We start from the raw sequence: 18294 nt of genomic DNA, 5'->3' as shown, positions 1-18294 counted from the left end.
CGCCTCCGCCCACTGCCGTTTCGGGGACGGCCGTCCCCGTTTCGGAGCCGCCCCCATCACCCCTGAGGAGATCTCCGGTGAGCGTCACCGACCTGCCGCGACATGCGGCCTTCGAGCCCCCCGCTTCGCCCCCGCCGGACCCTGCTTCGGGGACACCGGCCCCCGCTTCGGCCGCACCCGGCACCGTTTCGGGCGCACCTAAGCGGAACCCGATCACGCCCCCTGTTCGCCCTGGCCGCGACCGCCTGATGACCGCCCTGTCGGCGGTCGCGGCCGGCGGCGGGATGCTCGTGGGGATCATCGGCTTTGCGATGTCCTACAGCACCCTCGCCGGCGTCGCGTTGGCCTGGGGGTTCAGCGCGAGGCTGGCGCCGTGGTTCCCGGTCGGCGTGGACGCGAGCATCATCGCGTTCCTCGCGCTGGACCTGTACCTGATCCGCAAGCGGACGCCGTGGCCGCTGCTGCGCTTGGCCGCGCACGCCATGACCGCGGCCACGATCTGGTTCAACGCCAGCTCACAGGGCCGGATCAGCACCGACCCCGTCCGGGCCGCCAGCCACGGCGTCATGCCCATCCTGTTCGTGATCGGGGTGGAGGCAGCCCGCCGCCTGATCATCCAAAAGGCCAGGCTGGAAGCGGGTACCGCGACGGACCGGATCCCGCTGCACCGCTGGATCCTGGCCCCCGTCGCCACGCCCCGCTTCTACCGCCGTATGCGCCTGCACGGGATCCGCTCCTACCCGGAGATGATCCGCCGCCAGCAGGACCTCACCGCCTACGAGCAGTGGCTCAAGCGCAAGCACCAGGGCGACTTGAGCAAGGCGAGCGACGACGAGCGGCTGCCGATGACGATGGCGGCCCACGGATACACCGTCGCCGAAGCGCTCGCGCTGCCCGAGCAGCAGGAACGCGAGGCCGAGGCCCGGGCTGAGGAAGCTGAGCGCCGGCGCCTGGACGCGGCAACGCGCAGGGAGCTGGCGCAGAAGCGGGCCGAGGCCGACCGGCTGGAGGCTGACGGCGAGCTGGAGGCCGTCCGCGCCCGGGTGGAAGGCCAAACGGCCCAGGCCCGCGCCCACGCCCGTGCCCAGGCCGGCGCCGCCGAGCGAGCCGCGGAGTTGGAAGAGCAGGCATTGGAGACGGCGGTGGTCGTCGAGGCCCGCGCCCGCGAGGCCGAGGCGTTGCGCAAGGAAGCCCAGGAACGCGAGGCACAGGCCGCCGCCGAGGTCCGTGCCGCCGAGCTGGAGCAGCAGGCCGCCCTCAAGCGGAAGGCGGCAGCCGAGGCGGACCAGACTGCCGTGGCGGAGGCGCAGGCGATCGAGACGGCCACCATCGCCGAAGCGCGCAGGCGTGCCGCCGAAGCCGACCGGGCCGCCGCCGAAATGGAGCAGGCCGCTGCCGAAACGCGGCGCCGTGCCGCCGAAGCGGACCGGCTCGCGGCCGAGGAGACCGAGCGCCAGGCGCTCGCCGCAGCCCGCACCCAGGACGCCCGCAAGCGCGAAGCCGACACCGAACTGGCCGCTGCCGAAACGCGGCTCACCGCCGCCGAAACCGAGCGGCGCGCGGTCGAAGCCGAGGACCAGGCGCGGCTGAGCCCGCGCGAGCGCGCGGTGCGCAGGGTTGCCCGGATGGCCCTCGCCAACCATGTCGTCCCGCTCGGCGAACTGGACAGCGTCCAGCGCGAGATGGCCCGGTGTCTTCCGCTCGCGGCCATCCAGGATGCCCTGCAGGTCAGTCCCGCCACCGCGTCCGAGTACCGCCAGGAAGCCGCAGCCCTGCTCTCCAGCGGCTACCGGCCCTGACCACCGTCCGGCACACACCAGTGAGGGCCAGCCCACTCGAATTGGGCTGGCCCTCGCCGCGACTGCCGGAAACCAGTCGACAGCCCCCCAAGTACAGCAGGAGGAACCCCCTGTGAACAGCGACCAGACCCACATGCCGCTGCGGGATGTGGCACAGAGCCCGGACGCAACCGCCCGCTACCTCGCCGACGTTCAGCGGGTGCTGCTCGACATCGGCAGCAACCTGGAACTTCTCGCCCGTGAGACGCGGGTGCACTGTCGTGGCACCCACGTGGACGGCGACCGCTGGTACCACGCCCGGCTGCGCGCCCTGCCCGTGGAAGGCGCCCTCAGGGACGTCCTCAAGCACGTCAAAGGACTGACCGAGAGCCTGGAAAAGACCGCCTACAAGCGCAATGCATTCGCCGACGACGTGCAGGCGCTGCCCGGAAAGCGCCGAGAAAAGGAACTCGAAAAGCAGCGGAAGAAGAACCCGCCGCTCCAGGCCGCCCAGCCAAATTCCGCACAGTGGGGTGACAAGCAGGCGAACCCCGGCTACGGTGGTCCTACGTCGATTTACAACCTGGGTAACAGGGAGTCGGCGTGAGCAGGCCGCTTCTCAAATCTGAGCTGACGGCTCAGCGCTCCCGCGAATATCTGCTGAGGCAGCGCGAATCTTTCATCGAAAAACACGGGGAAGACCTCGGCGCTTTCTATTTCCTGCTGATGCTGGTGCAGACGCACGGAAAGAAAGCGATGAAGCGCGGCGATGTGGCCGTGCTCCGGTCGCTGGCGCACGATCTGCACGCCGTCTACCTCAAGCACACCCAGTAGCCGCCCGCCGGCATACGAAGGGCCTACGGAGGCCCCTTTCCGGCGTTCCCAACGCCCAGGCGCCCACACGCCCACCCGCCCAGGCGCGCACACGCGTACGCGAGGCGGTGACCCGCTGTCAAGCCTTGAAGGAGGACAGTCCGACGTGTCCGACGACACCGAAGAAGACACCGGACGGCTCATCAATTTCCCCGCCCCCGGCGTTCTGGACCGACCGCCGCAATTAGCGGACCCCGGACGGCTCTTCCCGGGATCCGGCCCGGATGGCGAATCGGACCCACCGGAGGAAGAGACCCTGTCACTGCCGCCCATTCCGACGCCGATGCGACCGGAATCCGCTTTGGCATCGGACGGAATTCCGGCCGCCGAACCCGACGAGGAAAGCGATACGGAATACGAGGGTGAATATCAGCAGCGCCGTTCTCTGGCGGACCGGCTGGGTGACTGGCTCGAATACCGCATAGAGGTGGCCCGGGGTCGGAGTGAGACGGAAAAGCCGTTCCGGGAAGCCGAGATTGAACGGAAAGCGGCCCTGCTGAAAGCCCGCACAGCGCACGAGGTCGCGCTGATCGAGCAGAACGGCAAACTGCGCCAGGCCCAAAGCCAGGCGCAGGCGGACCGCACTGCCGCGCGCGGCCGGAGCGACGCGGCGGGGCTGCACCGCGGCAAGGTCGGCGGCGGATTCCGCTCGGGCGGCGGTCCGGGCGGCGGGGGCGGACGCTCTGGAGGAGGACGCCCGAACTCGGCGTCCGGCAACGGCAGCCAGGGGCGCGGCCCCGCAGGCGGCAGCAGCGGCAAAAAAGTCCCTGACCGCCCCTCAGACCGCCGTAACTCCCCGGCAGGCGGCAACACCTCCGGCAGGGGCCAGAAAGACCGTGACAACGGCGCAGGCGGGTCCCGGAAGGACGGCGGACAGAAGCGGAACAGCGGCGGATCCGACACGGGCCCCGACCGGTTCCGCCGCGACCGCGACCGCCCCTCCAACGGGGGCGGGGGCGGCGGCCCGAAGAAGGGACCCCGCAGAAACGGAGGCGGAGGCGGCGGGGGAGGTCTCGGCCCGTCCCGCCGCGACAGGCCCAAGCCACCCGCGCCCCGTGACAAGACCGGCAAGTCCACCGACCGGACACCGCCGGGGCCGAAGAACACCAATACGCCTAGGGACACGGGCGGCGGGCGGGGCGGCAAGGGCGGCCGGCTCCTGCCGCAGGCGGTGCCGCCGTGGAAGAAGCGGCCGGACGACCGGCTCGGGCCCAAGGGCACCGGCACCGGCACCGGCAGCAACTCACCGCGTCCGGGGCCCGCTCCGGGCGCGGACAAGTCCGATCCGTCTCGGGGCTGGAAGCGGTGGGGGCCGTGGGGGCAATCCTCCAAGGGCGGCTCACCGAAGGGCGGGCCCGAAAAGGGGCCTGACGCCGCGTCTGACGGCCGCAAGCAGCGCCCGGCATCCGACCAGTCAGCCAGGCCCGGGAAGGCCAGTGGCGGGACGTCTGACGGTTCCGGAAAGGGGCGTGGCGACGACTGGTTCCGCCGTCGCCCGGGCAAGGCGCGCAGCGGCGACGACCGAGCTGCCGACAGCCCGTTCGGGCCGGACCGGTCCGTTCCCACCGCCGAATGGCCCGGCCGCCCGACCCCGCCATCGCGCTCCGCCGAGGACGAGGAGGACGTCTGGGACGCGGTCATCGTCGACGACCAGGCCGATCCCTCCCGGGCCGGTGTGGCGCATCCGGCCGGGCTGCCGCCCGCGCCCGAGCCGCACACCGAACGGCCCGGCACCACCCGCCCCGAGCACCCATCACCCATCGAGGAGGAAAGCACTGTGGCAGGTCACTCCGGCCTCGCGGCGCAGCACCGCACCGACATCACCTTCGGCGAGTACCTGACGGAGATCGTGAACGTCGCGATCGCCGCCGGCCTCGACACCGAGCGCGCCCAGGACCTGGCCGCCGCGCTCGGCAAGGTCGCTGACGCCCTGCGGGACATGACCGCCGACCTGTTCGGCGACCACAACATCGACACCTGCGTCACCGAGCAGATCACGGACCTGGCCGACGCCGCGACGCGCATGAAGATGCAGGCCGAGCGGTGCGCCACCGAATGCGCAGTTGCCTCGGAGGCCGCCCGGATCGCCGCCACGGCGGTCGGCCGCACCTACAGCCAGGACATTCAGGCCATGGACGAGTCGGGCCTGTCCCACGCCTCCGCCGCCGCCCACCACGACTAGCAGGAAGGAAGGCCGCTGATGAGTGACCTCATTCCTCACACCGGCGGCTGTGCTGCCGCCCCGACCGACGGCGACCATCGCTACAAGGCCGTCCAGCACAAACTCAAGACGCTCGGCCAGGCCATGGACCTCGCCGAAGGCGAACTCGGCACCCTGCTGCTCGGCATGCAGCGCAACGCCCAGCGCGCCGAGCGCCTGGCCGTCGACATCGCCAACGCCGAACTCGACAACCGGTTCGTGGAGATGACCAACCAGGTGGCCGTCGCGCTGGGCGGCGCCGCCACGGAGATGCACCGGCTCCACGAGTCGGCCACCGAGGTGTCCGGCCTCGCCCACGACACACGGCGCACCCACGCACGGCTGTACGAGGCGCTGGACGACATCCGCTCTTCCCGTAAGGAGCGCACCCCGAAGCCGGGGTTCTTCGCGCACTGACCCACCCGCCCCGACCCCTTGATGGGCGGCCCGCCACGGACGGCGGGCCGCCCATCGCCGTCTGCCGAAGGAGCAACATCGTGTCCGTGCCGCGCAGCGTCGCACTGGAGCGCACCCTCTACACGCTGGCCGCCCCGGTCCTCGCTGCGGCCCCGAACCTTGTGCCCGACAGTCCCGCCAACACCGTCGTGCAACTGGCCGGCGCGGCCGGGATCGGCGGTTGGGTCCTGGCTGTCAAGAGCGACGAACCCGGCGCCGGCCGCAAGATTCTGCGCTGGTCCCCGCTCGTGCTCGCGGCCGCCGTCGACGTCGTCGCCAAGCACAGCCCCGGCTGGGGCCCGTACTGGCTCGACGGCCTGCTCGCCGCCGCGTGGGCCGGTGCCGGCTGGCTGGTGATGCCGTTCTCCCGGCACACCCGGCGCCGCCACCGTCCCGCCCTCGCCGCCCCGGCCCCCGCCCCGCAGCTCCAGCCCGCCGCCCCCACCCCGGCCGTCCCGCACGACGGCGCCGACGCGTTCACCCGGCAGGTGCGCCTGCTGTGGGAGCGGGCCGGGCTCCCCGGCCGGACCCTCGTGGTCAAGGCCACCCCGCACCCGGGCATGCCGCACGACTTGTCGCTGCTGCTGCGCGCCACCGAGGCCGGCCGCCCCATCACCGGCCTGACCGAGGCCGCCGTCGCGGCCGCCTTCGGCGTCGACGCGGACCCGGACGTGATCACGCTCGCCGCCGTCCAGCAGCAGCACGGACGTCAGGGCGGCCCGGGCTGGCTGGAGGTCCACATCACCCCGGACCGGGCCGAACGGCGCCGGACCAACCCCAGCGACCGTGAATGGTGGGCCGACCGCGTCGGCGCCGACGGCGGGCCCGTCCCGGGCAGCGTCTTCGTGGAGAAGGCCCGCGACAAGCAGCGCAAGGTGACTCACTACATCGCCGAGGTCCCCGACGAGCTGGGCGAGCCGCGCGTCAACCTCCACGCCCTGGCGGCCGCGCTGAAGACCAAGTACGACGAGGGCCGTCTGTTCGTCACCGTCGACGGCAGCCAGGTCCTGGTCTCCCTGTGGGACAGCAGCCCGTTGGCGCAGGTCTTCCCTGCCACCCGCGAGCTGCTGACCCCCGACAAGGAGGGGCGTTGGGTGACCGGCTACCTCGGCAACGGCCAGCCCGCCCGCAACCGCGTCTACACCGACCGGGGCGCAGCCCACGGCCTGTTCGTCGCCCCGTCCGGCGGCGGCAAGACCCAGCTCATGGGCCTGCACGTCGCGGCCGACGCCCTGTTCGGGGCCGTGATCATGCTGGCCACCGAAGCGCCGGACGAGAAGACCGCTGCGCTGGGGCGGCACACCGCCCGCTACGGCGTCGGCGCGCTCTACATGCTCCGGCTCCTTCGGGCTCTGGTCGCGCTGATGGAGATCCGCGGCGCGATGCCGTGGGAGGACGGCCAAGTCCACGAGTGGGACCCCACCCGGCCGGGCTGCCCCTACGCCATGCTCAGCGCCTACCTGGACGAGTTCCTCTCCGCCGCCCGCCACGGCGACTACGGCGCCGAGATCATGGACCTTGCAGAGCTGGTGTCGGTCAAGGGTCGCAAGTACGCGGTCGGCATCAAGGTGGCCGGGCAGAGCATCTACGTGCAGGACGGGTTCACACAGCTGCTGTGCGAGAACCTCCGTGAGAACTGCATTCCGGTAGTCCTGAAGGTCGCTCCCAAGAAGGTCAGCGACATGTTCAAGGCCCTCGGCATCCCGTCAGAGTCCATCCCCGACCCGCTCCCCCGCAGCTTCTCCCCGGCAGAGAAGGGCCGCATCGAGCGGGTCATGCGCGGCGAGCCCGAGCCGCCCACCGACTCCAACACCGGCGGCGCCGGCTGGATCGTGGAGGGCAAGCAGCCCGAGGTCCTGCGCACCCTGTTCATGGACTTCAAGGCCGGTATCGACGGCTACTTCCCTGACGCCGTCGCCACCCTGACCGACCACGAAATCCGCGAGCTGGAGAAGCGGGACCTGTGGTTCGACTGGACGGAGCCGCCCCGGCCCGGCGAGTTCGGCCCCGAGCCCGACGACGCGCCCACGAACGATGGCGGCAAGCGACGCGGCGGCAAGACGACCGCCCCGCGCCGGGACGCGGTCACCTCGCCCCGCCAGGCCCTGGAAGCCATCAAGAACCTCTCCGGCGTCTGACCCACCCCACACCCACCAGCGGGGCCCGGCCACACCCGACCGGCCCCCCAGAACCGCGAAGGACACACCGACCGTGGCCGTATCCATCTCCGCCGTCGTCCTGCTCACCATCATCGTCTTCGTCCTCATCCGCGGCGGCTCCGTACGCATCTCACACGCTCTGACCTGCGCCCTGCTCGGCTTCTTCCTCGCCTTCACCGGCGCCGCACCCGCCATCAACGACGCGGCCGCCGCCGTGGCCGACTGGGTCGCCAGCATCTGACACCCCGCCCTGGCGCCGGCGTCGAAGGCCGCCGCCCAGCCCCCGCACCTTCGACGCCCCCAGGAAGCCCGATGCCCCAGGCCCGCACCACCCCCGCCCACGACCTCATCCACCCGGCCGCCGCAGCAGCAGCCGCACCGGCGGCGGCACTGTCCCTCGAGGAACGCATGGCGTTCACCACCGCGGCGATGACCGTGCGGCTGGACCAGGCCGCCGTCGCCTACGAGGTCAACACGGCGCACCTCACCACCAGCGCCGTCGACCTGGCCGACGTCATCACAGTCCCCGCCGACACCTACACCGAGCCCGCCCCGCTGGCGGACCCGTACCCGACCCCGGTCGCGGCCCTGCTGCAGCGGGCCCACCACCGGCTGCTCACCGGCGGCTGGTGCTCAGGCGCCCTGGTCGACGAAGACGGCGCCCGCTGCCTGCTCGGCGCGATCCGAGCCGAGGCCCGCGGCGACCGCGGTCTGGAAGCCGACGCGGCCGCCGTGCTCCTGGATGCGATCCGCCGCAAGTTCGGCGACCATGTCCGCTCCGTGCCGTCCTTCAACGATGCACACGGCACAAGCCGGACCCCGGTCCGCATGGTCGGCGAGGCCGCCCGCTTGGCCGACGCACGCGGCCTCTGACCGGGCGCTCCGCCTGGCCCTCGCACAAGCCGCCGGTGCCGAGGACCGCGCAGGACGCCCGACTTCCCCGGCAGGCGGTTCCTGGACTGGAAGCTGGACGACCCGGTCGGCCAGGGCGTCACGAGGCAGCAGAGGTCCGAGAAGCCGACCGGAACCGCTTTGCGGCTGTCGCCGCTTCAGGACATCTGCCGAGTTCCTACGAATCACGCGGAGTCTGAGGAGCTAGGGGGTGCCGCTGTGTTCGCCGCGACGGTGTCGGACTCCGCGGTCTCCGCGAGGGAAAGGTCCCCACGCGCGTGAGGGGCGGGTGGGCTGCACTGTGATGTTGTCCGCGGACAACAAGCCCTTCCGTTCGGACTGCTGTCGGGTTACCGCATCAGCTGAGAGCGCGAGAGCTGGATTGTCGCCCTCATGAGGAGACTGTGTCGGCACCGTCTTCGTGTTGAGCGGCCGGTGGATGGGTGTTCTGCAGGGTCCACCGGCCACTTCTACTTCAGACTCTGGGCCCAACCTCAGATCAAGCACTCGCACAGCCCTCGCAGAGGATCAGCCAGCTGAGACGGTCTGGCTGTCCCTGTGCTTGATCAAGATGTCCAACATCCTGTTGAACTCGCTCGACGGCATCTTGTGAATCAGCAGCTGGGCCACGTAGACGCCGTCCTCGTAGGGGAATCTCTTCGGCTGTTGATCCCTCGCACCAGATGCCGTCTCGCTGGCGGCGCTCTGCACGGGGAGCGAAGGCGTGACCAGCCCTACGTCGGTGGCAGGCGGTTCATCCTGCGCGGTCGCCGTAGTAGAGACCGCAGGCTGGTCTGTCGCTGCAGGCTTCTCCAGTGCTGCGGCCGGATTCGGATCGGGCGCGTCGGTGATTACGCCGTAATCGCCAGGCGGACCGTCCACAGAGACGTGGTCGGTGGTCGCGCCGGCGTCACGGCGCTGCACCTGCGCAGTGCCCGTGCGCCGGTCTGCGGCCTGTTCAACCTGCCCTGTTGCTGTGCGGGTCCGTTCTTCCTCCCTCCGAGCCCGATCAGCCTTCAACGCTTCGAAAGCTGTTTCCTGCTGGTCGGCCGGCTTGTTGCCGACCGCGCGCAGAAGGTCGATGGGTTCCTCGCCGATGCGGGCTTGCAGCTCGGGGATCAGGTTGAGCAGGGCCAGGCGTTGGGAAACCCAGCCCTGCGAGCGGTGGAGGCGCTTGGCCAGGGCTCGCTGACTCCCGTGAATTGCCAGCAGGCGTTGCAGGGCCCGGGCTTCGTCGATCTCCTCGAGGTCCTGGCGGTGGATGTTGGCGACGAGGGCCGACTCGAGAAGCTCCTCAGAGGTGGCTCCCTGGTCGTCGCTGACCATGACCTTGATGGTGGCTAGACCGGCTTCGCGAGCGGCGGCGAGGCGGCTGCTGCCATCGACCACAACATGGGTCGTGTCGGGCTCCAGCGCGGCTTCCTGACTCGGGTTGGCGTCGATGTAGGCGTCACGGTTCATGACCGTGATCGCTTGCTTCTGCCCGTGCGTCTTCAGGCTGCCGGCCAAGTCGGTCAGGTCACCGAGGGTGGTACGCGGATTGTCGGGGTTGAGGCTGATGCGGTGAACGGGAAGTTCCGACGGTGCGGCGACGCCTGTGGTCGGGACCCCTGTGGCTGCGGCCACGGCCTGGCGGCGCGCGCTGACGGGACGCACTCCCCCGCCGAACCGGCCGGCACCCAGCTGATCGGCCTTGCTCACAAGACCTCCCTGGCGAGGGCGCGCATACCGACGGCCTGCTGCGATTTCGGCGCGTAGGACAGCAGGGGTTGTTTCACTCGGACCGCTTCCTTCTGTTCCTTCAGGTCGCCGATGAGCCCGACGACTCGCGGATCCTTTATGTCGACCCATCCCTGGAGCGACGAGGTGGCGATGTAGCCACGGCGGGAGTCGTAGAGGTTGACGACGATGCCGAGATAGTCAACGTCGATTTGAAGGTCGTTGCGGAGGTCGTCGACCTGCTTGGTGAGTAGCTCGTAGGCGTCTGCCGAACTGTCCTCGGCCTGGACGACAATGAGAGCTCCCGACTGGCCAGGCTTCTCTCCGTCCCGGCGCCGGCCGTAGTAGGCGGCGGCGTCCATGCTGAGGCCGAGGCTGGGCGGGCAGTCGACGATGATTACGTCGTAATCGGCTTCAAGCGGCGCGAGGGCCCGCTCGAGGGCGGATTCCCGGGCTCGCACGGCGGACAGGCGCACGTCGAGCAAGAAGGCGTCGTTGCAGGCGGGCAGCAGGTGCAGCCGTCCGCCGAAGTGCTCGTCGTCGACGGAGACGATCAGGTCGCGGAGTTCGCCCTTCGCGTCGCCCGCCATGTGGTTGGTGAGACTGTCACCGTTCATCGGCAGCGGAGATGCGCCAACTTGATTCGTGAGGTGGCTTTGGGGATCGAAGTCCACCAGGAGGACCCGCAGTCCGAGGCCGGGGAGGTTCTCGATGTCGAGAGGGCTGTCGGCGAGTTCGGTTTCTTCGTCCTGCACGTCGCTTGCCCGGAGCGCCTTGGTGAGCGCCTTCGCTACGCGCACGGGGTGCAGGGTGTTGGCGTCTTCGGCGAGTGCTTCTCCGAGGCCGGCAGTAATGGCCGTCTTGCCGACGCCGCCCTTCTGGTTGCAGACGATGATGCGGCGGGTGATCTCGGGGCGCACCACGTCTGGGGTGGGATTGGCGTCGAGCCACAGCTTGACGGACTGGGCGATGCCCTGGATGAGGGAGACTCGTCGGTCGGCCGCGATCTGCCGGAAGTGTTCCCACTGACCGGGAGGAAGGAAGGTCGAGAAGGAGTCGGCGCCGGAGGTGTCGACGGTTGCGGTGGCAGACGCCAGGTTGCACCAGTCGTTGATGCCCTGTTCGACCGCGCTCTGGATGTCGATGCCGTGCTGGGCGGCTCTGATTTTGAGGTCCTGCCGGAGCCATGCCGGCAGTTTGGAGACGACCTTCTCGCGGTCGCTGGACGTGGCTGGTGAACTCATGAAGGACACCATACTAACGTCCATGATCGTTGGCTGCAGTGACGCGTTAGTTAGGCAAAGTCTAGGGCTTCCGCTCCTTGAAGCGATTACCCCGTAATCGCACAGACCGCAGATCCGGGGGAAAGCGGACTACGCGAACCTCCTTCAGCGGGCCGCCACCCGTGCGAACTTCCAAGAGTCAGCTGTCTTTCACGAACACGGCGAACTTCGGCCCACGAGCACCTTCGACTCGCCTCGGTAGATACGCCCCTGGCGCCGCCCTCAACAAGGCGCTGCGGTCCCACAGCAACCGAACCGGAGGCATCTACGGTGGCGGCGCGACGTCCGGATTCTCACCGCCAGCCTGCGAGGGCCACAGTCAGGTGCGCTGCGGCCCTCTTCCGGCTACGCGCCGGACGACGCTGGGCAGCCAACTCGCCCCTCTCTCCCCGAAACAGCCCGGCATCTCTCTTGCCTGACACCAGGGCGATGCGATTACGCCGTAATCACCGGCCTTACCGCCGCCCGGCTCACTCTGCCTGGGCCTCCAGTGCGATCGCACGGGGCAGCCATTCCGGCGGCTCGGACTACGAAGAGATCGAGTGCCGCTACCGCCGTGTCCTCCTCTCGCAGTTGCTGCGTGGACTGTCCTACGGCACCGGCACCGCCCTCACCGGCCTATTCGCCTACTGGATCCAGAACCGCCTCTGACGAAGCCAGGTTCAAGGACAGCTGCCCGACCACTCGGCGGCGGCCAGTGGTGTGTCGGTTCTCGTGAACAAACCCACCCGGCCGTCTACGGTGCCGTGTCGTCGAAGAGGGGCACGTGCCTGGTGTCCAGGTCGTCGCGGAGCCGGTGGGGCCGTACGGGGTGGCGCCACCGGCCGCCGGCGTCGCGTGCGACGTCGACTGCGACCTCCAGCACCAGCGCGGGCTGGACCAGGGCCACTTCCAGGAGGCGCTGCGTGCCCCATCCGGCGGAGAACGTCCACCCCCCGCACGGGTGCACGCCGGCCGGGAGCGTGCGCCGGCCCGCCAGGGCGCGGCCGAGGGTGGCCGGCAACGTGGTGATGCGGCCGATGTAGAGCAGCCGACCCCCGGTGCCGTAACGGCCCAGGAGCACGGTCCGTGGCGTGGTGGGTGGGCCGGTAACGGCGGCGGCGATGGCTTCGGTGGTGACGCGGATCTTGTACTTCTGCCAGGAGCGGGAGGGTCCGGGCCGGTAGGGAGCGTCGAGCCGTTTGAAGCAGAGCCCTTCCCCATGCTGGCGGCGGACCAGGTCAGCCAGTTCTCGGCGGTGGCGGGGCCGGTGGTCGAGGGACACAGCGTGAACGGCCCCCCAGCCGGTGGCCGGTGAACAGGGCCTCCAGTACGGCTCGGCGGCGGGTGTAGGGCCAGGCGCTCACGTCCCCGTCTGCGGCGGTGTGGACGGGGTCGAAGGCGACGTAGTGCGCGGGCCAGCGGCGCGCCCCCTCGGCCGTGGCTGCCGCGCCGCGGCGGGCGAGGCGCTGCTGCAGCCGCTCGAACGCCATCCGCTCGCGGGCAGCGCGCCAGCGCCCCAATCACCGTTCGAATGCCGCGTTCACCTCAGTGCGTGCGACCGCTCGCAGCCAGTGTCGGGCCGGCGGCCTGGGTGCCCACCTGCGGACAGGTGGGCACCTGGGCTCACGCACGACCGGGGTATCAGGAGGATTCGCAGGTGCCGACGACCCAGCCCTTGACGCCGTGCCAGGTCGCGGGGTACCAGACTTTCTCGGTGGCGCCGCACGCCGTGTACGTTCCCCCCAGGACGTAATCGGTGTCGGTCATGCTGAGGACCGTGCCCTTGGGGATGACTCCCAGCGCCGTCGACGAAGTGGTGGGCTTCGCCCTGAGCGTCACCGACTGCAGGAACCGCGTGGGGACCTGAGCAGCCTGCGCTGCCGTCGCGAAGGGCAGTCCGCCCACCACCACGGCGGCCGTCGTAGCAGCCACCGCCATAAGCCTTTTCACTCGCACAACTCTCCCCGTTCTTCACGCCTCAGCACTCCGGAACAGGAACAGCGCGGTCCCCCGACCGAGGCTCATGATCATTAAGGGCTTGACCCTACAGTCGGGTCGCATTTAATCGAACATATTTTCCTAGTGCTTTGCGGTTTACTTGCCAGACTTGTGACCCGTGGCTGAGCACGTCAGGTGGCCCAGATGGTCAACTTTGATGCCAGCTCAGGGCTGTAGCTGCTGTGGCCTCCATCAGTGCGCCCCCTATCCGACGCCCCTCGGGGTGGCCGCTCCCGGCCAGGGTGAGCAGTTCAGCGGCCGCGGCGCCCGCCGCCTGCGCGAGGGCCGGCCGCCGGTCTCGTAGCGACAAGCAGAAGCGTGTTGCAAACAACTGAAGGCGCCGTTGATGGCCCAGGGGTTCGGGCGGACAGGACGCGCGACAGCGGCACGAGATCCACGAGATGACGAGCACGCGCGAGCAGCTGCTCGTGCGAGTGGTGCGGCCAGCCGGTGCCCCTACAGCGGCCGGGGCCGGCCACCGCGGTACTGCTCGCCCGTGCACCGACGTCGGGAGTGAGAGGCACGCACCACCGAGGCCCGCGCCGACCGACCTGTGAACGAAAATGGCAAGACCCGCGAACCGTTCAGGGAAGTGGTCCAGCCCACCGAGACCGTGGTGCGCACCGTCGTGCACCTCGCGCCCGTTTCCGTTCCTGCGGGGGCACTCCCAGGCCTGGCAGCAGTAGCGCGCCCACCGGGACATCGAGGCGGTGATCTTTCGGTGTTTGCGCACGTTCACCAGGGCCCGGCTCCTACCGTCGCCTCACTGGCGTGAGGCGACACACGGGTGAGGTGGGAGCATGCGCGGCAGGAGGCCGGTGCCCGCCCTGCACGGAAGTCCTCCCGTGCTGGAGGCGGCGCGGTCGACGAGGACCGCGTTCGTTCACCGGGTGGGCCAGCGGGCTAGGTCGCTGCCGACCTGCCCGTGCCGGCCCGCGGGGGTGCTCGTCAGAACCAGTCCGTGCACGCGCGCAGCTTGCCGCCCTTGAGGTCCGCGCAGGCCCTGGCCTTGTAGCCGGGACCGTCGTAGACCGCCCCGTCCCAGCCCATCGACACGGCCCCGTCGCCCAGCGCGGTCTTCTTGCCCAGCGTCTGCGTGTGTCCGGCATGCTGCCGTTCGACCCACACGTGCCCGCCCTTGCCGACCCAGGCCGCGCCGAACACCCAGTCGTGGCCGTTCTTCTTCTTCGCGTGGAGGTTGACCGTCGTGTACCAGCCGTTGACCGCCTTTCCACGCACGGCCATGAGGCACTTGTGGTCGTCCGGCAGCTTGTAGCTCCCGCACGCGGGGTGCTGCACCGGGTCCGACGCTGCGGACGCCGCGGTGGCGCTGGGCAGTACGACCGCGCCCGCGAGCGCCGCACCGAGCATCAGGGTCTTGAGCTTGCTCTGCATTACTCCCCCGTAGTCGTGAATTCCGTTTCGGGAAAGTCAATGCTCCGCTAATCGAGCCTGTCAAATGTTTCCGCCCCGTGCAATATTCCTCGCCTCGTAGGCTTTTCGCACAGCGCAATACCCCTGGATATGGGGCCGCCTGGACGGCCTATTTCGCGTGATGGGCAGACCATATTTCACGTCGCGAAATGCCCCGCCAGTCTGCCTGCTTTGGGTGGGTGTAAAACCCTGATGGCGTTCCGCCTGGCGCATGTAAGGTTGCGATCACTGGTTCGATTCGCGACCACCGGGGGGCGAGCGACTAGGGGTCGAGGGCCTACGTCCGACCGGCAACACCGCGCGGACAGACGGGCCTTACGGGGACGACCGCCCTTCATCACCCCGCCGGGGAAGGGCGGCATGCGCGATAAGGAACAGCATGCTGAGCCGCACCACGCCGATACAGACTGCCGAATCCCAGCCGGAGAACGAGCCCGCCGCCCGCTCGGGCGGAACGGAACACGCCCGCCGCGTCATGCTCATCGTCCAGGCATTCACCCTGCTCCCGGGAACCGATCACGGCCCCAGCGAACTCGCTGCCGCCACCGACCTGAACGTCGCTGTCGTCTACCGGATTCTGCAATCCGGCATCGCGACCTCCATTTTTCTGCGGGTGCCCCCGGGCCGGTACCGGCTCGGACCCGGCGCCGCGTCCATCGGCATGCAGGCCATGGCCGCCGCGCCCGACGCCACGACCGCCCGGCCCATCCTGGAGCGTCTGAGCGACGTCGTGGACGGCTTCGCGATGCTGTGGGTGCTCTCGCCATACGGCGGCCCACGCAAGGTCTATGCCGCCAGTGCGCCCGGCCGCTACGACTTCGAATCGCTCGGGCTCAGCGTCGTCGACCTGATCGAGATCGGCCAGTCCCTGCGCATCGGCGCCTCCGGGCGCGTGATCGCCGCCCACCTGCCCCCGGGCCTGGTCTCTGCCCTCCTGGAGCAGCCGGTTCCCGCCGCTGGCGTCGGGCCGGGCGTGATGCGCGACCCTGCCGAGTTCGTCGCCTCCCTGGCCAGGGTCCGCGAGGACGGATACGCGGTCAGCCGGGAGGAGATCCCCGGCTGGAGCGCGGTCGCCGCCCCGGTCATGTGGGGTGACGCCGTCTACGGGGCCGTCTCCGTCCTCAAGCCCTCCTCGCTGATGCCCGCCGAGAACCTGGCGCTGCCCGTCGCCGCAACCACCGCGGCCGCCGAACGCCTGATGGCCTCGGGCGAAGGCGACCCGTACCCATAAGCCGGGTGAACCGGCGTCGCCCCAACAACCAGGGCCGCCCTCGCATCATCCTTATCCCTGGCCAAGGCACATCCACAATGAAACGGACATCCGCCGCATCGCCGACGCCTGCCACGCCCTCCGGCCCACCTTCCAAGCGCACAGGACTGGCAGGCTGACAGCTCTCACGAACGGCACCCCTCGCGCGGTGCCCGCTCGCTTCCGCATGGGAGCCCGGGCCGCCCCGCGCCTGCGCGCGGCCCCGGTTACCGCTCCCTGGCTGTCGTGGCGAGCTACATCGGCTTCTACGCGCAGCGCCCGGGCATGACCGACGCAGGGAGCGTACGGGGAGGTCGGCTCCGGCTCCTGCCGCAGGCCTCCCCCACGGCTGCATGGGGTAAATGGCCGCACCTGCTCGCCCCTGGCTACATGCACTCCTGACAACGCTGTGACACGGGGCCTGTCGTCCCTGGAGGCTGGGCTGGGTATGCCCGGCTCCGTGCCGCCCAAGACAGCCGCCTGTCCGGCACAGGATGCAGGGCTGTACCGACGGCGGGCCGACACAACCCTGCCCGCACATTCTAACGAGGACGCGAGCACGAGCTGGCTCCCGCCGGGACAAGAACCAGACGGGGGACGGGTGTTGACCCGCCAGCGCGGCGCCTCGGACAGGACCTGCCGTGCCCAGCCGGTGCCGCGTGCGGCGGGGCGTTCGTGCTGGGCTGAGGACGCTGCTGCGCCACTGTCACCCGAGAGAAGCGCTAGCTGACGGCGGGGGCTTCCACCGTGTGCTGGACGGCCTTTGCGGATCTCTCCAGCTGGATCAGGTCGTCCGGTATGTCTGTCACGGGCGGATCCTAAGCAGCCGCCTGGGCGGGGCGAGCACCGGAGCCACCCAAGCGACAGGGCCGGCCCGTGCGGCACGCCGCGGGCAGACAAGCAGCGTCTGGCCCCGGCAGACTGGAACTACACACAGTCGAAAGCCGCTGCCAGGAGGGAACGGTGAGCGTTGCTGCCGAAGGTCACGTGGGGCCGTGGACGGTTGGCGAGGTCCTGGCCCTGCCCGAGGATGCCGGAAACCGGATCGAGCTGGTCGGGGGCTCCCTGGTGATGAGTCCCAGCCCCGGCGTTGCCCACCAGCGGGCCTCGCGCCGCCTGGCCGCGCTCCTGCAGGACGCGGCCGAAGCCTCCGGGCAGCCCCTGGAAGTCCTGGAGGCGGTGAACATGGTCGTCCCGGACGGCATGCTGATCCCGGACATCGTGGTCGCCGACGCGGACGCCACCGCGGCCGCCGGCCTGAGCATCGACGCCCACGACGTGATCCTGGTCATCGAGATCGCCTCCCCCTCAACGAGGGTCACCGACCGGAAGATGAAGCCGGCGCTGTACGCGGCGGCCGGCATCCCGCACTACTGGCGCCTCGAGCTGGAGCCTGTCACGCGCCTGTACTGCGGCACCCGACACGGCACCAGCGGCTACATGGACCGCGCCCTGACCGCCGGCCAGGCCACCGACCTCACCGAGCCCTTCCCCCTCACCATCGACCCAGCCCACCTGCTGAAATAACCGGCAGGCCACCACCGACCGCTGCGCTGGCACCCCCCCGCCACCAGGGGCGCCTGCGCAGCACCTACTCCAGCAGGCCCAGGGCCGTGTCGGGCCGGCAGCGGATACAGGGCGCGACCTGGCCGCGCAGCGCATCGAGCGCCTGCCGAGGTCTTTCCGTACACCGTCTGCTGCTGCAGTGCTGCCCGTACGATGATCGGGTGACAGCCCGCCGCGCCCTGGGCATCGGCCCCGAGGACTCACACAGCATCCGCGCCGCCCAGGCCGATCTGCTCGACTCCCTCCCCGGAGTCCGCCTCCCCGACCTGGAGGAGCTGCGAGCCCGCGGCGTACTCGGCATCCAGCCTGCGCCGAGCGCGACCCCGCGGCGAACCTTGGGTACCGGCGGGCGGCCCGAAGAGGGACCGTCCCAACCCTAGAGTTATTTACCTGAAGCGTTGTTCACACGGCTGATCGGTGAGTGGCCGTCGCCAGCCGCGTGCCCAACCACGCCTATGTCGGTACGGCACGCATCGGCTCGGGCAACGACCACTCCCGGAGACGGCAACGGCATCGGCGCACTGCCGGTCCCAAGCCTCGGTCCGGGCTCGATCTTCCCCCGGTGTACGGGAAGACGTCCTCCACCCGTCCGCCGCGGCGGTCACACACGCCGCAGCACGGCGACGACCTTGCCGAGGATGGTGGCGTCGTCGCCGGGGATCGGCTCGTAGGCCGAGTTGTGCGGGAGGAGCCAGACGTGGCCGTC

Annotated in this window: 18 protein-coding genes; 11 read left to right on the top strand and 7 right to left on the bottom strand. The window is 70.2% G+C overall.

Annotated elements, in window-relative coordinates; all coding sequences use genetic code 11:
• The first annotated feature begins 248 nt into the window (after nt 1-248).
• From ACZ7FF_RS39620 to ACZ7FF_RS39585, 8 genes are all read left to right on the top strand, one after another.
• Nucleotides 249-1799 (top strand): DUF2637 domain-containing protein, encoded by a 1551-nt coding sequence (locus ACZ7FF_RS39620; RefSeq protein WP_470818905.1) that lies wholly within the window; start codon nt 249-251, stop codon nt 1797-1799.
• 112 nt (nt 1800-1911) lie between these two features.
• Complete coding sequence (locus ACZ7FF_RS39615; protein ID WP_470818904.1) at nt 1912-2385, top strand: hypothetical protein; 474 nt, start codon at nt 1912-1914, stop codon at nt 2383-2385.
• Nucleotides 2382-2612: a carbohydrate ABC transporter gene (locus tag ACZ7FF_RS39610; RefSeq protein ID WP_470818902.1), complete on the top strand. Its 231-nt coding sequence runs from the start codon at nt 2382-2384 to the stop codon at nt 2610-2612. The genes ACZ7FF_RS39615 and ACZ7FF_RS39610 overlap by 4 nt, the downstream gene beginning before the upstream one ends.
• 145 nt (nt 2613-2757) lie before the next feature.
• Complete coding sequence (locus ACZ7FF_RS39605) at nt 2758-4833, top strand: ATP/GTP-binding protein (RefSeq protein WP_470818900.1); 2076 nt, start codon at nt 2758-2760, stop codon at nt 4831-4833.
• Nucleotides 4834-4851: 18 nt separating this feature from the next.
• The gene (locus ACZ7FF_RS39600) at nt 4852-5268 is read left to right on the top strand and encodes a conjugal transfer protein TraB (RefSeq protein WP_470818899.1); all 417 of its coding nucleotides are present in this window, start codon (nt 4852-4854) and stop codon (nt 5266-5268) included.
• Nucleotides 5269-5348: 80 nt separating this feature from the next.
• Nucleotides 5349-7445: a nitroreductase family protein gene (locus ACZ7FF_RS39595; RefSeq protein WP_470818898.1), complete on the top strand. Its 2097-nt coding sequence runs from the start codon at nt 5349-5351 to the stop codon at nt 7443-7445.
• Nucleotides 7446-7518: 73 nt separating this feature from the next.
• Nucleotides 7519-7707 carry a hypothetical protein gene (locus ACZ7FF_RS39590; protein ID WP_470818896.1) on the top strand — a complete coding sequence of 63 codons (189 nt, stop codon included), beginning with the start codon at nt 7519-7521 and terminating at the stop codon, nt 7705-7707.
• Nucleotides 7708-7778: 71 nt separating this feature from the next.
• A complete protein-coding gene (locus ACZ7FF_RS39585; RefSeq protein WP_470818894.1) occupies nt 7779-8339 on the top strand; it encodes a DUF6197 family protein in 561 nt (186 codons plus the stop codon).
• 546 nt (nt 8340-8885) lie between these two features.
• On the opposite strand, the gene ACZ7FF_RS39580 is transcribed toward ACZ7FF_RS39585, so the two are convergent.
• The 6 genes from ACZ7FF_RS39580 to ACZ7FF_RS39555 form a co-directional block, all read right to left on the bottom strand.
• Nucleotides 8886-10058, bottom strand: coding sequence for a ParB/RepB/Spo0J family partition protein (locus ACZ7FF_RS39580; protein WP_470818893.1), 1173 nt, complete (start codon nt 10056-10058; stop codon nt 8886-8888).
• Complete coding sequence (locus ACZ7FF_RS39575) at nt 10055-11320, bottom strand: ParA family protein (protein WP_470818892.1); 1266 nt, start codon at nt 11318-11320, stop codon at nt 10055-10057. The genes ACZ7FF_RS39580 and ACZ7FF_RS39575 overlap by 4 nt, the downstream gene beginning before the upstream one ends.
• 775 nt (nt 11321-12095) lie before the next feature.
• Entirely contained in the window at nt 12096-12623 is a 528-nt protein-coding gene (locus ACZ7FF_RS39570) for a hypothetical protein (protein ID WP_470818890.1), read from the bottom strand.
• Nucleotides 12580-12861, bottom strand: a complete 282-nt coding sequence (locus ACZ7FF_RS39565) for a hypothetical protein (protein ID WP_470818888.1) — start codon at nt 12859-12861, stop codon at nt 12580-12582. Before ACZ7FF_RS39565 ends, ACZ7FF_RS39570 begins: the two co-directional genes overlap by 44 nt.
• A 121-nt stretch (nt 12862-12982) precedes the next feature.
• A complete protein-coding gene (locus tag ACZ7FF_RS39560; RefSeq protein WP_470818887.1) occupies nt 12983-13273 on the bottom strand; it encodes an SH3 domain-containing protein in 291 nt (96 codons plus the stop codon).
• Nucleotides 13274-14287: 1014 nt separating this feature from the next.
• On the bottom strand, nt 14288-14734 hold the full coding sequence (locus ACZ7FF_RS39555) for a hypothetical protein (RefSeq protein ID WP_470818885.1): 447 nt from the start codon (nt 14732-14734) through the stop codon (nt 14288-14290).
• Nucleotides 14735-15152: 418 nt separating this feature from the next.
• Between ACZ7FF_RS39555 and ACZ7FF_RS39550 the strand changes: the two genes are divergently transcribed.
• The 3 genes from ACZ7FF_RS39550 to ACZ7FF_RS39540 all read left to right on the top strand — a co-directional run bounded on the left by ACZ7FF_RS39550 (nt 15153) and on the right by ACZ7FF_RS39540 (nt 17968).
• Nucleotides 15153-16004, top strand: a complete 852-nt coding sequence (locus tag ACZ7FF_RS39550; RefSeq protein WP_470818883.1) for an IclR family transcriptional regulator — start codon at nt 15153-15155, stop codon at nt 16002-16004.
• Nucleotides 16005-16985: 981 nt separating this feature from the next.
• The gene (locus ACZ7FF_RS39545) at nt 16986-17549 is read left to right on the top strand and encodes a Uma2 family endonuclease (RefSeq protein WP_470818881.1); all 564 of its coding nucleotides are present in this window, start codon (nt 16986-16988) and stop codon (nt 17547-17549) included.
• 200 nt (nt 17550-17749) lie between these two features.
• Nucleotides 17750-17968: a hypothetical protein gene (locus ACZ7FF_RS39540; RefSeq protein WP_470818880.1), complete on the top strand. Its 219-nt coding sequence runs from the start codon at nt 17750-17752 to the stop codon at nt 17966-17968.
• Between the two features lie 221 nt (nt 17969-18189).
• Here ACZ7FF_RS39540 and ACZ7FF_RS39535 read toward each other — a convergent pair.
• Nucleotides 18190-18294: LexA family protein (locus tag ACZ7FF_RS39535; protein ID WP_470818872.1), on the bottom strand; the 105-nt coding region annotated here is incomplete at its 5' end.

This window comes from Streptomyces sp. NPDC037126 (genome assembly GCF_055605965.1).
This window is presented reverse-complemented; position numbering and strand designations above follow the sequence as displayed.

Coding starts and splice junctions, on each gene's coding strand:
- ACZ7FF_RS39555 (WP_470818885.1), bottom strand. CDS start 14,734: ATGCAGAGCAAGCTCAAGACCCTGATGCTCGGTGCGGCGCTCGCGGGC.
- ACZ7FF_RS39585 (WP_470818894.1), top strand. CDS start 7,779: ATGCCCCAGGCCCGCACCACCCCCGCCCACGACCTCATCCACCCGGCC.
- ACZ7FF_RS39575 (WP_470818892.1), bottom strand. CDS start 11,320: ATGAGTTCACCAGCCACGTCCAGCGACCGCGAGAAGGTCGTCTCCAAA.
- ACZ7FF_RS39550 (WP_470818883.1), top strand. CDS start 15,153: ATGCTGAGCCGCACCACGCCGATACAGACTGCCGAATCCCAGCCGGAG.
- ACZ7FF_RS39600 (WP_470818899.1), top strand. CDS start 4,852: ATGAGTGACCTCATTCCTCACACCGGCGGCTGTGCTGCCGCCCCGACC.
- ACZ7FF_RS39620 (WP_470818905.1), top strand. CDS start 249: ATGACCGCCCTGTCGGCGGTCGCGGCCGGCGGCGGGATGCTCGTGGGG.